A 15,210-nucleotide genomic window follows, 5' to 3' on the forward strand; every position below is an offset into this window, starting at 1 on the left:
GCGGACTAGATGTGCCCGGCCTTGGCCATCTGTCGGAGTTCCTGCTTGAGTTCGGAGACCTCGTCGCGGAGGCGGCCGGCGAGTTCGAACTTGAGTTCGGCCGCGGCGGCCAGCATCTGGGCGTTGAGGTCGGCGATGATCGACTCCAGGTCGTTCGCGCCCTCGGCGGCGATGCCCTCCCGACGCAGGTTCGGCGTCGGACTCTTCTTCTTGCCGTTGTCGCGTCCGGCGAGCAACGCCGCGGTGTCCGCACCTTCTCGGGCGAGCGCCTCGGTGATGTCGGCGATCCGCTTGCGCAACGGCTGCGGATCGATGCCGCGCTCCTCGTTGTAGGCGATCTGCTTCTCCCGGCGACGGTCCGTCTCCTCGATCGCGCGCTTCATCGAGTCGGTCAGGACGTCGGCGTACATGTGGACCTCGCCGGACACGTTGCGGGCGGCACGACCGATGGTCTGGATGAGCGAGGTCGACGAGCGGAGGAAGCCCTCCTTGTCGGCGTCGAGGATCGCCACGAGCGAGACCTCGGGGAGGTCGAGCCCCTCGCGCAGCAGGTTGATGCCGATGAGGACGTCGTAGACGCCCTGCCGGAGTTCGCTCAGCAACTCGACCCGCCGGAGGGTGTCGACGTCGGAGTGCAGGTAGCGGACGCGCACGCCGGCCTCCGTCAGGAAGTCGGTGAGCTCCTCCGCCATCTTCTTGGTGAGGGTGGTCACGAGGACGCGCTCGTCGCGCTCGGCGCGGACCCGGATCTCCTCGAGGAGGTCGTCGATCTGGCCGTTGGAGGGCTTCACGATGATCGCCGGGTCGACGAGGCCGGTCGGGCGGATGATCTGCTCGACGACGCCGTCCGCGATGCCCATCTCGTACTTGCCCGGCGTCGCCGAGAGGTACACCGTCTGGCCGACGCGGTTCTTGAACTCGTCCCACCGGAGCGGACGGTTGTCCATCGCGCTCGGGAGTCGGAACCCGTGCTCGACCAGGGTGCGCTTGCGGGAGGCGTCGCCCTCGAACATCGCGCCGATCTGCGGAACGGTGACATGTGACTCGTCGATGACGGTGAGGAAGTCGTCCGGGAAGTAGTCGAGGAGGCAGTTCGGTGCCTCGCCGGCCGAGCGGCCGTCGATGTGGCGCGAGTAGTTCTCGATGCCGGAGCAGAAGCCGATCTGCTGCATCATCTCGAGGTCGAAGGTGGTGCGCATGCGGAGCCGCTGCGCCTCGAGGAGCTTGCCCTCGCGTTCGAGCGACTGGAGCCGCTCCGCCAGCTCCTCCTGGATGGTGCCGATGGCGCGCTGGATCGTCTGCGGGCTGGCGGCGTAGTGGGAGGCCGGGAACACCGACACCGCGTCGAGCTTCTTCACGACGTCGCCGGTGAGCGGGTGCAGGGCGTAGAGGGCCTCGATCTCGTCGCCGAAGAACTCGATGCGGATCGCGAGCTCCTCGTAGACCGGGATGATCTCGATGGTGTCGCCGCGCACACGGAAGTTGCCGCGCGAGAAGTCGACGTCGTTGCGGTTGTACTGCATGCCGACGAACTTGCGGATGAGGCGGTCGCGCCCGATGTTCTGCCCGACCTGCAGTGCCGCCATCGCCTCCAGGTACTCCTCCGCCGCACCGAGACCGTAGATGCACGACACGGTCGACACGACGATGACGTCGCGACGGCTCAGCAGCGAGTTGGTGGTCGAGTGCCGCAGCCGCTCGACCTCGGCGTTGATGGACGAGTCCTTCTCGATGAAGGTGTCGGTCTGTGGGACGTACGCCTCGGGCTGGTAGTAGTCGTAGTAGGAGACGAAGTACTCGACCGCGTTGTTCGGCATGAGTTCGCGGAACTCGTTCGCCAGCTGGGCCGCGAGGGTCTTGTTGTGCGCCAGGACGAGCGTCGGGCGCTGGACGGCTTCGATGAGCCAGGCGGTCGTCGCGGACTTACCGGTACCGGTGGCACCCAGGAGGACGACATCGGTCTCGCCGGCGTTGATGCGCCCGGACAGCTGCTCGATGGCGGCGGGCTGATCGCCGCTCGGCTCGTACTCGCTGATCACCTCGAAGGGGCGGACGGCGCGTGTTGGTTCCATGCTCCGAGTCTACGGAGGACCACCGACACCGCCGCCCCGCTTCGCCCACAGCGGAGCGGGCGACGCGCTCAGACGCCGTCCTGGCGGTCGGGCGCCGGTACGGCCGTCGCGGCGGCGCGGTGCCAGACCGCGTCGACCTGGCTGAGGGTGTGCTCGAGCGAGCCGGAAGTGTCGATCACCACGTCGGCGACGGCTGCGCGCTGCTCCTCGGTCGCCTGGGCCGCGATGCGTCGTTCCGCCTCGCCCCGGTCGAGCCCGCGGAGGTCGACGAGCCGACGGGCGCGCTCCCCCTCCGGAGCTGCGGCGACGACCACGAGGTCGAACTCGTCGGCGCGGCCGGTCTCGACGAGCAGCGGGACGTCGTAGACGACGACGGCACCGGGGTCGCTCGAGGCTTCGGCGATCCGGGCCTGTGAACGCCGTTTGACCTCCGGGTGCACGATGGCGTTGAGGTCGGCCCGCGCCTGGTCGTCGGCGAAGACGATCGAGCCGAGCGCCGCGCGGTCGAGTGCTCCGTCGGGCCCGATCACGTCGGCACCGAAGCGCTCCGCGATGGCGGCCAGTCCCGGGGTCCCCGGCTCGACGGCCTCTCGGGAGAGGACGTCCGCGTCGATGACGACGGCGCCGTGTTCAGCGAGCCGGGCCGCGATGGTCGATTTGCCGGAGGCGATCCCGCCGGTGAGGCCGATGAGGTACATGTCAGCCAGCGTACCCGCGGAGCGTGCAGCGCCTTCGACGAGCGCCTCTCGCACAACGCAGCAGGGGGCCGCCCGAAGGCGACCCCCTGCTGGACACCGACGTGGTCGGTGCTGGTGGGACTAGTTGCTCGAGAGCTTCTCGCGGAGGGCCGCGAGGGACTCGTCGTCAGCGAGCGTGCCGCCGCCGGCGGAGTCGCTCGAGAACGAGGAACCGGCCGACGAGGACGCGGTCGACGAGGAAGCCTGGTTGGCCTCTTCGACGGCTGCGGCAGCGACCTGCTTCTTGTGCGCTTCCCAACGAGCCTGGGCGGCAGCGTAGTCCTGCTCCCACTTCTCGCGCTCGGCGTCGAAGCCTTCCTTCCACTCCTGCGTCTCGGCGTCGAAGCCCTCGGGGTACTTGTAGTTCCCGAGCTCGTCGTACTCCGTGAGCATGCCGTAGAGGGCCGGGTCGAACTCGGTGCCCTCGGGGTCGACACCCTCGTTGGCCTGCTTGAGGCTCAGCGAGATGCGGCGACGCTCGAGGTCGATGTCGATGACCTTGACGAAGACCTCTTCGCCGACCGACACGACCTGCTCGGCGAGCTCGACGTGCTTGCCGGAGAGCTCCGAGATGTGCACGAGGCCCTCGATGCCGTCTGCGACGCGGACGAACGCACCGAACGGGACGAGCTTGGTGACCTTGCCCGGTGCGACCTGGCCGATGGCGTGGGTGCGGGCGAAGACCTGCCACGGGTCCTCCTGGGTCGCCTTGAGCGACAGCGAGACGCGCTCGCGGTCCAGGTCGACCTCGAGGATCTCGACGGTGACTTCCTGACCGACCTCGACGACCTCGCTGGCGTGCTCGATGTGCTTCCAGCTGAGCTCGGAGACGTGGACGAGACCGTCGACGCCGCCGAGGTCGACGAACGCGCCGAAGTTGACGATCGAGGAGACGACGCCCTTGCGGACCTGTCCCTTCTGGAGGTTGTTGAGGAAGGTGGTGCGGCTCTCGGACTGCGTCTGCTCGAGGAGCGCACGGCGCGACAGGACCACGTTGTTGCGGTTCTTGTCGAGCTCGAGGATCTTCGCCTCGATCTCCTGGCCGAGGTACGGCGTGAGGTCGCGGACGCGGCGCAGCTCGATGAGCGAAGCCGGGAGGAAGCCACGGAGGCCGATGTCGACGATGAGGCCGCCCTTGACGACCTCGATGACCGAACCGGTGACGACGCCGTCGGATTCCTTGATCTTCTCCACGTCGCCCCAAGCACGCTCGTACTGCGCGCGCTTCTTCGACAGGATCAGACGGCCTTCCTTGTCCTCCTTCTGGAGAACGAGAGCCTCGATCGTGTCGCCGACGTTGACGACCTCGGAGGGGTCGACGTCGTGCTTGATGGAGAGTTCACGCGAGGGGATGACACCCTCGGTCTTGTAGCCGACGTCGAGGAGGACCTCGTCGCGGTCGATCTTCACGACGGTGCCCTCGATGAGGTCGCCGTCGTTGAAGAACTTCAGAGTCTTTTCGACCGCTGCGAGGAAGTCCTCAGCAGATCCGATGTCGTTGATTGCGACCTGCTTGGGGGCGGTCGTTGCGCTTGTCATGTAGTAATTGCTCCAGGTGGACAATGATTCAGGCCGGCCTCGCGCACGGCTCCGGACCCGTGGATGACCACGGACGTTGATCGAAGCGATGCTGTTGTGTGAACCGATCCGGGGATCGGTGTCGCTCTGCGAGACGGGCAGGCGGATAGGACGTCACAATTGTGACAGTCCAGTCTAGCGATTTTCCGGGTGTGCAGGCAAGCCGCGGTCGGAGAGGATGTCCCGCAGTGCTGGATCGAGCGTCGGGTGCTCGAACCGGTAGCCCGCCTGCAGCAACCGCTCCGGCATCGCCCAGCGACTCTTCAGCACCAGCTCGCTCTCGGTCCGCAGGACGGACATCCCGATCTCCAGCAACCAGCGGGGTGCGGGGAGACCGACCGGCATCCCGAGCACGTACCGCACGGTCCGCATGAATCCGCGGTTGTCCGTGGGGTTCGGTGACGTCACGTTGACGACGCCGTCGAGTTCGGGATGGCCACGGAGGAACCGGACGATCCCGACGACGTCGTCTAGGTGGATCCAGCTGAACCGCTGCCGCCCGCCCGGCGTCCCGAACCGGTGATCCGTGCCGGCGGCACGACGCGATCGTGACGTGGGCCAGTGACCGTCCAGTTGGGGTCCTCCGAGGCCCAGGCGCGCCAACCACTTGAGCGGGGTGAGTGCTCCACCGTCGCCCAGGACGATCGCGATGCGGAGGGCGACCCGTCGTGTCCCGGGCAGCTCGTCCGCGAAGAACGCCTGCTCCCAGGCGGTCGCGACGTCGACGGAGAACCCGGAACCGATCTCACCGTCGGCCTCCGTCATCGGGCGGTCGTCGGCATGGCGGTAGATCGTGGCTGTCGACGAATTGATCCAGAGCGGCGGAGGCGAGGCGGCTGCACGCACCGCCCGCGCCAGCTGCGTCGTCGTGTCCACGCGGGATCGGAGGATCTCGGCGCGGTTCGACGGGGTGTAGCGACAGTTCACGCTCTTCCCGGCGAGGTTGACCAGGAGGTCCGCGCCGTCGACCAGCCGGGCGATGCCCGCGTGGTCACCCCATCGCGCGTCGGCGGCACCGCGCCCGATGACGGAGACGGTGGCGCCGTCGGCCCGGAACGACTCGACCAGACGACGCCCGATGAACCCGGACGCGCCGGCGACGACGATCCGTTCGACCGTCATCCGAGCATCGCCGTCCGCAGCGTGTCGAGCCCGACGCCACCGAGGTCCAGTGCCCGACGGTGGAAGTCCTTGATGTCGAAGGCGTCTCCGGCACGGCGGGCCGCGTCGTCGCGGAGCTGTTCCCAGATGCGCTGGCCGATCTTGTACGAGGGCGCCTGGCCGGGCCAACCGAGGTACCGGTTGACCTCGAACCGGACGAATTCCGGCGACATGTTGACGTTGCGACCCATGAAGTCGAAGGCGTACTCGGCGGTCCAGGTCCCGCTGCCGTCCGGAAGCGGCTTGCCGAGGTGTACGCCGATGTCGAGGACGACGCGGGCCGCGCGCATCCGCTGACCGTCGAGCATGCCCAGGCGGTCCGCCGGGTCGTCGAGGTATCCGAGCTGTTCCATCAGGCGCTCGGCGTAGAGCGCCCATCCCTCGGCGTGGCCGGAGGTACCGGCGAGCTGTCGGCGCCAGAGGTTGAGCGTCTTCCGGTTGACGACGGCCTGCCCGATCTGCAGGTGATGTCCTGGCACACCCTCGTGGTAGACGGTCGTGAGCTCGCGCCACGTGTCGAACTCGGTGACGCCGGCGGGGACGGACCACCACATGCGGCCAGGGCGTGAGAAGTCGTCCGTCGGGCCGGTGTAGTAGATCCCGCCCTCCTGCGTCGGCGCGATCATGCACTCGAGCGCGCGGATCTCCTGCGGGATGTCGAAGTGCGTGCGCCCCAGGTCCTCGACCGCACGGTCACTCGTCTCCTGCATCCACCGCTGGAGCGCGTCGGTGCCGTGCAGCTTGCGCGCCGGATCCTGTTCGAGGAATGCGACGGCCTCCTCGACGGACGCGCCGGGGAGGATCTCGTTCGCGATCGCCTCCTGCTCCGACACCATGCGCGCCAGTTCCTCGATGCCCCACTCGTAGCTCTCGTCGAGGTCGACCGTCGCGCCGAGGAAGCGGCGGGACTGCAGCGCGTAGAGCTCGCGGCCGATGGCGTCCTCCTGGGTCGCAGCAGGCAGCAGCTCCTGCGCGAGGAAGTCCGCCAGACGGTTGTAGGCGACGGCTGCAGCGCCGGCACCCGTCGAGAGTTCGGCGGCGAGGGACGCCGGGAGCTGACCGTCCGCCGGTCCGGCGTTGGCGGCGAAGCCGATGAAGAACCCGTCGTCGGCGCCGGTGCGGAGGACCTGCTCGTACACCTCGGCCACCTGGCGGCGTGCCGGGGTGATCCCACGGGCGATGCCCTCGCGCAGGGTCTCGATGTACCCGTCGACCGCGCCCGGCAACGCGCCGAGGCGGGTCCGGATGGTGCTCCAGTCCTCTACCGTCGCGGTCGGCATCAGGTCGAAGACGTCGCGCAGTTCCTGCGACGGCGACGCGATCACATTGAGGTCGCGGTACTGGAGACCGGCCTCCGAGGAGGCGAGGTCGAGCTCCAGTTCCGCCGAGAGGTCGGTCTGGGTGACGCGGTCGACGGCGTCGACCGGTGCGGCGGACCGCAGCTCGCGAAGCGTGCGCGACGCGGCTTCGACGTACGCCTCGTGCCCGGCCGGCGAGTAGTCGCCGTACCGTCCGCCGACGTCCGTGCGGCCGATGTAGGTGCCGACCTCCGGCTTCAGCTGGACGAGGGTCTCCACCCAGCTCTCGGCGATGGCGTCGATCGGTGTGCTCTGACGAGGTTCTTCGTGGGACATGACGACGAGCCTAGTCCGCACCCGTCCGCCGCCCGGGTGCGGACCCGCAGGGCGCGCTCAGTGGGCTGCGGCGTCCCAGTCGTGACCGCGGCCGATCTGGACCTCCAGCGGTACCGACAGCTCGGCGGCGCCGGCCATCTGTGCTCGGACGATGCGCTCCAGGGCGTCCCACTCCCCCTCGGCGACCTCGAAGATCAGTTCGTCGTGCACCTGCAGCATCATCTGCGAGCTGAGGGATTCGGAGCGCAGCTCGGACTCGATGCCGATCATGGCGCGTTTCATGATGTCGGCGGCCGAACCCTGGATCGGGGCGTTCAGCGCCTGGCGTTCGGCGTTCTCCCTGACCAGTCGGTTGGGGCTCGAGAGCTCGGGGAAGAGCCTGCGACGACCGAAGATCGTCTCGGTGTAGCCGTCGAGTTTGGCCTGCTCGACGACGTTGCGCAGGTAGTCGCGGACCGCACCGAAGCGCTCGAAGTAGTCGACCATGAGCTGCTTCGCCTCAGCGCTCGAGATCCGCAGCTGCTTCGAGAGCCCGAACGCACTCAAGCCGTAGGCGAGTCCGTACGACATCGCCTTGACCTTGTTGCGCATCGCGGGGGTCACGTCCTCGGCGGCGACGCCGAAGATGCGTGCGCCGACGAAACGGTGGAGGTCCTCGCCGGACTTGAACGCCTCGATGAGGCCGGCATCGCCGGAGAGGTGCGCCATGATCCGCATTTCGATCTGCGAGTAGTCGGCGGTCAGCAGGGTCTCGTACCCGGAGCCGGCTTGGAAGGCGGCGCGGATGCGGCGTCCCTCCTCGGTGCGCACAGGGATGTTCTGCAGGTTCGGGTCGGTCGAGGAGATCCGTCCGGTGCTGGTCCCGATCTGGACGTACGTCGTGTGGATGCGGCCGTCGGGCGTGATCGCCTTGTCGAGCGTCTCCACGATCTGACGGAGCTTCGTCGCATCGCGGTGCTCGAGGAGGAGCCCGAGGAACGGGTGCGGGCTCTTCTCCTGGAGATCGGCCAGGGCGCCGGCGTCGGTCGAGAAGCCCGTCTTGTTGGCGCGTGTCTTCGGCATGGCGAGCTGGTCGAAGAGGACCTCCTGCAGCTGCTTCGGTGATCCGAGGTTGACCTCGCGGCCGATCTCCGCATACGCGTTGCTCGCGAGCTCCGCAGCCCGGTTCCCGAGCTGCTCGGACAGGCCGCTCAGGATGTCGTGGTCGACCGTCACCCCGGTGAGCTCCATGTGGGCCAGCACCTGGAGGACCGGCAGTTCCATGTCGAGCAGCACGCCGAGCGACCCGGCGTCGAGCGCCGCGCGGGTGGCCTCGGCGACCCGGAGGGCGTACCAGGCGGTACCACCGACCCGAACGGGGTCGGTCTCGGGGACGAGCTGGTTCGGGTCGGCGACGGGCATCGTCTCGTCGAGATAGCGCGTGATGAGGTCGGCGATGGTCTTGTCTCCGCCGCTCGGACGCAGGAGCCAGCCGGCGACCGCGGTATCGTAGCCGAGTCCGCCGACCGTCAGGCCTGCGCGCGTGACCGCCTGGAGCTGCGGCTTGGCGTCGTGCATGATCTTCGGGGCGTCGCTCGCCAACCACGCTTCGAGCGGGGCGTAGTCGGCCTCACCGGGACGCCAGGCGAGCGAGACGATCTCCGTGGGCGTCGCGAGGCCGGCCGCGACCGGGAGGCCTCCGTCGAGGTCGAGGTGGAGACCGATCCCGGCGGGATGTGCGGCGACGGCACGGGTGATCCACGCCTCGAGCTCTTCGTCGAGCAGCTCCTTCTGCGGTGGCATGACCACGCCGCCCGCCTGCGGTGCGGACACATCCGTGTTGGCCTCGAGTCCGTCGAGTTTGAGGACCCGATCGAGCAGCGTGCGGAACTCGAGCCGCCCGAAGACGGCCGCCACCGCGTCCGCGTCGATCGGTCGGCGTTCGAGGTCCTTCGGTCCGACGGGCAGTTCGACGTCGGTGAGGAGCCGGTTGAGGCGGCGGTTGCGGACCGCGTTCTCCTTGTGCTCGCGGAGGCTCTCCCCCACCTTGCCGGTGATCTCGTCGGCGCGCTCGAGGATCTGTTCGAGGGAGCCGAACTGGTTGAGCCACTTCACGGCGGTCTTCTCGCCGACCTTCGGGATGCCCGGGAGGTTGTCGCTCGTCTCTCCGACGAGCGCCGCGATCTCCGGGTACTGCTCCGGCCGGATGCCGTAGCGCTCGAAGACCTTGGCTCCGTCGTACCGGGTGAGCGCGGAGACGCCCTGGCTCGACGGGTACAGCAGGGTGACGTCGTCGGTGACGAGCTGGATGGTGTCGCGGTCGCCGGAGACGACGAGCACGCGGAAGCCCTCCTCGGCGCCCTGCTTGGCGAGGGTGGCGAGGATGTCGTCGGCCTCGTAGTCCTCTTTGCTGATCGTCGTGATGTTCATCGCCGTGAGCGCCTCTTCGAGCAGCGGCACCTGACCCTTGAACTCCGCCGGGGTCTCACCGCGCGTGCCCTTGTACTCGGGGTACTCGCGGGTGCGGAAGGAACGGCGCGAGATGTCGAAGGCCACGGCGATGTGGCTCGGGTTCTCGTTCTTGAGCAGGCTGATCAGCATGGAGATGAAGCCGTGGATGGCGTTCGTGTGCTGACCGTCGCGGGTTTGGAAGCTGTCGACCGGCAGGGCGTAGAACGCCCGGAATGCGAGCGAGTGGCCGTCGACGACGAGGAGGGTAGGCTTTTCTGATTCCGACACGCGCCCAGCCTACAAGCCGGTGCCGACACGGCTCAGGCCCGATCCGAAGGTGGACATGACGAACGAGACCGACGACGCACTCGAGTTCCTGCGGACGAGGGGCAGCGGCGCACTCGCCGCCAAGATGGGCATCGAGTTCACCGAGTTCACGGTGCAGCGATCCGTCGCCACCATGCCCGTCGAGGGCAACACCCAACCCGCGATGCTGCTGCACGGCGGGGCGTACGTCGTGCTCGGCGAGTCCCTCGGCTCGATGGCCGCCAACCTCTTCGCGGGCCCGGGCAAGCTCGCCGTCGGCATCGACATCAACGCGACGCACACCAGGTCCGCCACGGAGGGCCTCGTGACGGGTGTCTGCACCCCGATCCACCTCGGCCGCTCGCTCACCGTGCACGAGATCGCCGTCACCGACGAGCAGGGACGACGGTGCTCCACGATCCGCATCACGAACCTCATCAAGGACGCACCGACCGCCTGACGAGCCCGGCACCGGACACAGCAGAGCGGCCCGCCCCCGAGGGGACGGGCCGCTCTTGCGACGAGGGAGGAGCGCTACTTCTTGGCGCTGAGCTGCTCGATGATGGCCTGCGCGACATCGTGCATGGTGAGGCGACGGTCCATGGAGGCCTTCTGGATCCAGCGGAACGCCTCGGGCTCGGTGAGGCCCATCTTCTCGTTGAGGAGGCCCTTCGCCCGGTCGACGAGCTTGCGGGTCTCGAAGCGCTCGACCATGTCGGCGACCTCGGCCTCGAGGGTGATGATCTGCTGGTAGCGCGAGAGGGCGATCTCGATCGCGGGAAGGAGGTCGTTCGGCGTGAACGGCTTCACGACGTAGGCGAGGGCGCCTGCCTCGCTCGCCCGCTCGACGAGCTCCTTCTGGCTGAAGGCCGTGAGGAGGACCACCGGGGCGATGTGCGCCTTACCGATGCGCTCGGCCGCGGAGATGCCGTCGAGCTGAGGCATCTTGACGTCCATGATCACGAGATCCGGACGGAGTTCCGTCGCGAGGGCGACGGCGGTCTCGCCGTCGCCGGCCTCGCCGACGACCTCGAAACCGTTGTCGCGGAGGATCTCGACGATGTCGAGGCGGATGAGGGATTCGTCCTCAGCGACGACGACGCGCCGTGGGGCTGCGGGAGGGGTCTCTTGCTCGGTCACCCTCAAATCCTACGGTACTCTGATGCAGGTTGCTGTTCGCCGTGCGGCGGACGCGCCGGTGTGGCGGAATGGCAGACGCGGAGCACTCAAAATGCTTTGTCGAAAGACGTGTGGGTTCGAGTCCCACCACCGGTACCAGGAACGAGCTGATGGCCCACCGGGTGCACTCGACCTGCCGACACGATGGGACCCGACACCATGACCGCAGAGCACACCGACCCGCGCCAGGACGTCCACGACGCCAGCACCGACGACCGGCTCCAGGGCATCCTGGTGCAGGTCGCAGCAGACCGGTCCCTCACCCCGGACCTCGACGTCCGGGCAGCGCTGGCGGACCGTCTCAGCGACCAGGGCATCGACGTCGACGCCGCCGAGCTCGACCGTCTCGTCGGCTCACTGCCGGGTCAGCCCGGCGAAGAGCCCGGACCGTTCCTCACGGACGGCGCGACCTCGGCCGACGACGCGAACTGATCAGAAGCCGCGCTCGACGGCGGCGGCCGGACCGTCGGCCTCCGTCGTCAGCTCCGGTCCGCCGACGGCGTCGCCCGTCCAGGTGTCGACCCGCCAACCGGTCGTCGTGTCCCCGTCGACGATGATGACGCCCGTGTTCGTGATGGGGTGCGTGCCGATGAAGTGTCCGTCGACGTTCGCCCCGCGCAGCCCGAGCCAGGACCGGAGCATCGCTCCGTGGCTCACGACCACCACGCTCTCCAGTCCGGAGCCCTCGAGCTCCTCGATCACGGCGTCGAAGCGCGCGAACACCTCGTGGCCGTTCTCGCCGCCCGGCATCCGGGTGTCGAGGTCGCCCATCGCCCACGCCACGATGGTGTCGATGTAGACCTGGACGGCCTCGGGCGACCCGAGCATCTCGTTGTCGCCGGCGCTGATCTCCCGGAGTCCGTCACGGACGATCACGGGAAGCCCGCTGACGTCGGCGACGGGTGCGGCGGTCTGTTGCGCCCGCACCGCGGTGGAGGCGTAGACCGCGTCGATCCGCTCCCCCACGAGCGCTTTGGGGAGGGCGGCCGCCTGCGTCTCGCCGAGTTCGGTGAGGACGGCCCCGGGGATCGCGGTGTCGAGCACGCCGGCGACGTTGGACGAGGTCTGACCGTGTCTGATGAGGATGAGGCGCATACCTCCAGGGTAGGCGAGCGACCGGAGGGCGGTCATCTCCCGGTGCGGAGTGTGCCGGGATCAGCTGCGCGGGGTCCACTGCGGTTCGGCGCTCCCCAGGACCGCCGCCGGGGACGCGTGGTCGTCGAAGGCACTGAGCGCGGGGCGGGAGGTCGTCACCGCACCGTGGGTCACCAGGCACCGCGCTCCCGGGAGGTCCGACGGCGGGCGTGCCTCGGATCGTGGCAGACGCTGGAGCACCGCACCGACGCGCGCGAGCGACACCGACGACCGGCCGGCATCGCCGCCACCGACGACCCTCGCCACGTCGTCGACGATGGCCGCCGCCAGCAGGTATCCCGCGCTGTGGTCGAGCGCCTGAGCCGGCAGGGCACCCGGGACGCCGTCATCGCCCTCGACCAGCGCGATGCCCGTGGCGGCCTGGACCAGGCTGTCGAAACCGCGTCGATCACCCCAGGGCCCCGTCGTACCCCAGGCGTCGACGGAGCCGGTGACCAGACCGTCGCGACCTCGCAGACCGAGGCGTTCGAGGGCGTGTGGCCGGTACCCCGTCACCAGGATGTCGGCCTCGTCGCTCAGCGTCTGCAGTGTCGCGAGGCCGCGCGGTGTCGACGCGTCGAGGGTCGCCGTCCGCTTCCCCTGGCCGCTGTCGGTGTGCTGCCACGGGATCTCGGGGACCTGCGGTGGATCCACGCGCAGGACGTCCGCGCCGAGGAGCGCGAGGGTCCTCGTGGACACCGGACCGGCGATCACCCGCGTCAGGTCGAGGACGCGGAGGCCGCGCAAGGGTTGTCTCCTCGTCGGCCGCACCCACGAGGCGATCGTCGAGCCGACGGAGCCGCCATGACGCCTGACGAGCGGTCCGTCACCGACGGCGGCCTGTGGTGTGGACGACCACTCGGCAGCGCTCCGGACGGCGACGAGGAGTGCGCCGACTCCCGCGGCCTCCGATTCCAGGTCGAGAGCCGAGCGGGAGGCGATCGCCGAGGCGAGCTCTGCGCGGGTGGCCTCGTCGCCGATCCCGAGCATGGCGCTCAGGCGGCGGCGATGGTGCGGGTAGTTCGCGTGCGTGCGCACCCAGCCGTCTGCCGCGGCGAAGAAGCCGGACAGTGGCGCGAACGCGTCCACGGCTGCTCCGTCGATCCGCAACACGCGGTCGCTCTGGTAGGCCGCGGCGATCCGCTCGAGGTCGAGAGCCGTGTGCAACGGCTCGTATCCGAGGGCGATGCGGAGTCGGTCGGCGGCATCCTCCACGGCGCCGACGGCGACCGCGGCAAGCTCCAGGACGGCGAATCGGGAGGCCAGGAGTCCCGCCGCACCGGCCGCCTCACGGTCGACGCCTCCCGGCTCCAGGCCCACTGCGCTGCGGAGGGTGGCGTCGACGAGGACGGAACGGTTCATGGGCATCAGGCTAGACCCACGGCGTCCGGAATCGCGGTGCCACCGCACACCCGGCGGACGACGAAGGCCGTGGTCCCCGTACGGGAGGACCACGGCCTTCGCTGCTGTCGACGACTAGAGGACGTCGCCCACCTTGTGGACGCGGATGTCGTTCGTCGTCCCGGGGATGCCGGGAGGGGAACCGGAGATGATGATGACCGGCTCACCGACGGCGGCCTTGCCCGTGGCGACGAGGACCTCGTCCACCTGGGCGACCATCTGGTCGGTGTGCGTCACGCGCTCGACGACGAAGGACTCGACGCCCCAGTTCAGCGCCATCCGACGACGGATGGCCGGGTCGGGCGTGAACGCCAGGATCGGGATCCGGTTGCGGAGACGGGCCATGCGGCGGACCGACTCCCCCGACTCCGTGAAGACGCAGAGGAACTTCGCCTCGACGAAGTCCGCCACCTCGACGGCCGCCAGCGTGATCGCTCCGGCCTGGGTGCGCGGCTTCGTGCCGAGCGGCGGAACGCGGTCGAGACCGTGGATCTCGGTCGACTCGACGATCCGGGCCATGGTCTGGACCGTGATCACCGGGTAGGCACCGACACTCGTCTCGCCGCTGAGCATGACCGCGTCAGCACCGTCGAGCACCGCGTTCGCGACGTCGGAGGTCTCCGCGCGGGTCGGGATGGGGCTGGAGATCATCGACTCGAGCATCTGCGTCGCGACGATGACCGGCTTCGCCATGCGGCGAGCGAGCTCCACCGCGCGCTTCTGTACGATCGGGACGGCCTCGAGCGGGAGCTCGACACCGAGGTCGCCGCGGGCGACCATGATCGCGTCGAACGCCTCGACGATGCCCTCGAGGTTCTCGACGGCCTGCGGCTTCTCGATCTTGGCGATCACGGGGACCTTGCGGCCCTCCTCCGCCATGATCTCGTGGACACGGTCGATGTCGGCCGCGTCGCGCACGAACGACAGCGCGATGAGGTCGGCGCCGAGACGCAGTCCCCAACGGAGGTCCGCTTCGTCCTTCTCGCTGAGCGCGGGGACGTTGACGGCGACGCCGGGGAGGTTGATGCCCTTGTTGTTCGACACCGGGCCGGCGACGATGACGCGCGTGGTCACGACGGTGTCGTCCGCTTCAACGACCTCGACCTTGACCTTGCCGTCGTCGATCAGGAGGAAGTCGCCCGGCCTGACGTCCTGGGGCAGGCCCTTGAACGTCGTCGAGGAGATCTCCTTGGTGCCGAGGATGTCCTCGGTCGTGATCTTGAAGATGTCGCCGACGGCGAGGTCGTACGGGCCGCCCTCGAACTTGCCGAGGCGGATCTTCGGGCCCTGCAGGTCGACCAGGACGGCGACGGCACGGCCGGAGTCCTCGGTGGCCTTGCGCACGTTGGCGTAGATGGCCTCGTGCACGTCGTAGCTGCCGTGGCTCAGGTTCATCCGGGTGACATCGACCCCCGCATCGATGATGGCCCGGATGTTCTCATAGCTGGAGACTGCAGGCCCCAGCGTTGCGACGATCTTGGCTCGTCTCATGTGTGTGTGTTCTCCATGATTTCTGCGCGCGAGGCGCTTCGGTACTCACTGCTCGGCATGATGCGTCCGACGCTTGTCGTCCGCTTG

The 15,210-nt window shown here is 68.8% G+C and carries 12 protein-coding genes and 1 tRNA gene; 3 read left to right on the plus strand and 10 right to left on the minus strand.

Features of this window, described 5'->3' with window-relative positions; genetic code table 11:
* Positions 1–5: 5 nt before the first annotated feature.
* The 6 genes from uvrB to polA form a co-directional block, all read right to left on the minus strand.
* A complete protein-coding gene (gene uvrB, locus HOW07_RS00725) occupies positions 6–2,072 on the minus strand; it encodes an excinuclease ABC subunit UvrB (RefSeq protein WP_175115830.1) in 2,067 nt (688 codons plus the stop codon).
* A 68-nt stretch (positions 2,073–2,140) separates the two neighbouring features.
* Positions 2,141–2,770 carry a dephospho-CoA kinase gene (gene coaE, locus HOW07_RS00730; RefSeq protein WP_175115831.1) on the minus strand — a complete coding sequence of 210 codons (630 nt, stop codon included), beginning with the start codon at positions 2,768–2,770 and terminating at the stop codon, positions 2,141–2,143.
* A gap of 120 nt (positions 2,771–2,890) precedes the next feature.
* The gene (gene rpsA, locus HOW07_RS00735) at positions 2,891–4,348 is read right to left on the minus strand and encodes a 30S ribosomal protein S1 (RefSeq protein WP_056005690.1); all 1,458 of its coding nucleotides are present in this window, start codon (positions 4,346–4,348) and stop codon (positions 2,891–2,893) included.
* 174 nt (positions 4,349–4,522) lie between these two features.
* Positions 4,523–5,509 carry an epimerase gene (locus tag HOW07_RS00740; protein WP_175115832.1) on the minus strand — a complete coding sequence of 329 codons (987 nt, stop codon included), beginning with the start codon at positions 5,507–5,509 and terminating at the stop codon, positions 4,523–4,525.
* Positions 5,506–7,182 carry a DUF885 domain-containing protein gene (locus HOW07_RS00745; RefSeq protein WP_175115833.1) on the minus strand — a complete coding sequence of 559 codons (1,677 nt, stop codon included), beginning with the start codon at positions 7,180–7,182 and terminating at the stop codon, positions 5,506–5,508. Before HOW07_RS00745 ends, HOW07_RS00740 begins: the two co-directional genes overlap by 4 nt.
* A gap of 57 nt (positions 7,183–7,239) precedes the next feature.
* Positions 7,240–9,900 carry a DNA polymerase I gene (polA, locus tag HOW07_RS00750; protein WP_175115834.1) on the minus strand — a complete coding sequence of 887 codons (2,661 nt, stop codon included), beginning with the start codon at positions 9,898–9,900 and terminating at the stop codon, positions 7,240–7,242.
* Between the two features lie 55 nt (positions 9,901–9,955).
* On the opposite strand from polA, the gene HOW07_RS00755 reads away from it, so the two are divergent.
* Entirely contained in the window at positions 9,956–10,378 is a 423-nt protein-coding gene (locus HOW07_RS00755) for a hotdog fold thioesterase (protein WP_079002521.1), read from the plus strand.
* Positions 10,379–10,452: 74 nt separating this feature from the next.
* Here the strand turns inward: HOW07_RS00755 and HOW07_RS00760 are convergent, their stop codons facing one another.
* Positions 10,453–11,058 (minus strand): ANTAR domain-containing response regulator, encoded by a 606-nt coding sequence (locus HOW07_RS00760; protein ID WP_064296913.1) that lies wholly within the window; start codon positions 11,056–11,058, stop codon positions 10,453–10,455.
* A 54-nt stretch (positions 11,059–11,112) separates the two neighbouring features.
* Between HOW07_RS00760 and HOW07_RS00765 the strand changes: the two genes are divergently transcribed.
* Together HOW07_RS00765 and HOW07_RS00770 are read left to right on the plus strand one after the other, a co-directional pair.
* A tRNA-Leu gene (locus HOW07_RS00765) sits at positions 11,113–11,196 on the plus strand.
* Between the two features lie 60 nt (positions 11,197–11,256).
* A complete protein-coding gene (locus HOW07_RS00770; RefSeq protein WP_124769355.1) occupies positions 11,257–11,529 on the plus strand; it encodes a hypothetical protein in 273 nt (90 codons plus the stop codon).
* On the opposite strand, the gene HOW07_RS00775 is transcribed toward HOW07_RS00770, so the two are convergent.
* The 3 genes from HOW07_RS00775 to pyk all read right to left on the minus strand — a co-directional run bounded on the left by HOW07_RS00775 (position 11,530) and on the right by pyk (position 15,123).
* Positions 11,530–12,192: a histidine phosphatase family protein gene (locus HOW07_RS00775; protein WP_175115835.1), complete on the minus strand. Its 663-nt coding sequence runs from the start codon at positions 12,190–12,192 to the stop codon at positions 11,530–11,532.
* A gap of 60 nt (positions 12,193–12,252) precedes the next feature.
* Positions 12,253–13,593, minus strand: a complete 1,341-nt coding sequence (locus tag HOW07_RS00780) for a CoA transferase (RefSeq protein WP_175115836.1) — start codon at positions 13,591–13,593, stop codon at positions 12,253–12,255.
* 114 nt (positions 13,594–13,707) lie between these two features.
* Entirely contained in the window at positions 13,708–15,123 is a 1,416-nt protein-coding gene (pyk, locus tag HOW07_RS00785; protein ID WP_175115837.1) for a pyruvate kinase, read from the minus strand.
* Between the last annotated feature and the right edge of the window lie 87 nt (positions 15,124–15,210).

Origin of the sequence: Plantibacter sp. MCCC 1A11337 (genome assembly GCF_013349365.1) — a bacterium.
Lineage (GTDB): Bacteria > Actinomycetota > Actinomycetes > Actinomycetales > Microbacteriaceae > Plantibacter > Plantibacter flavus_A.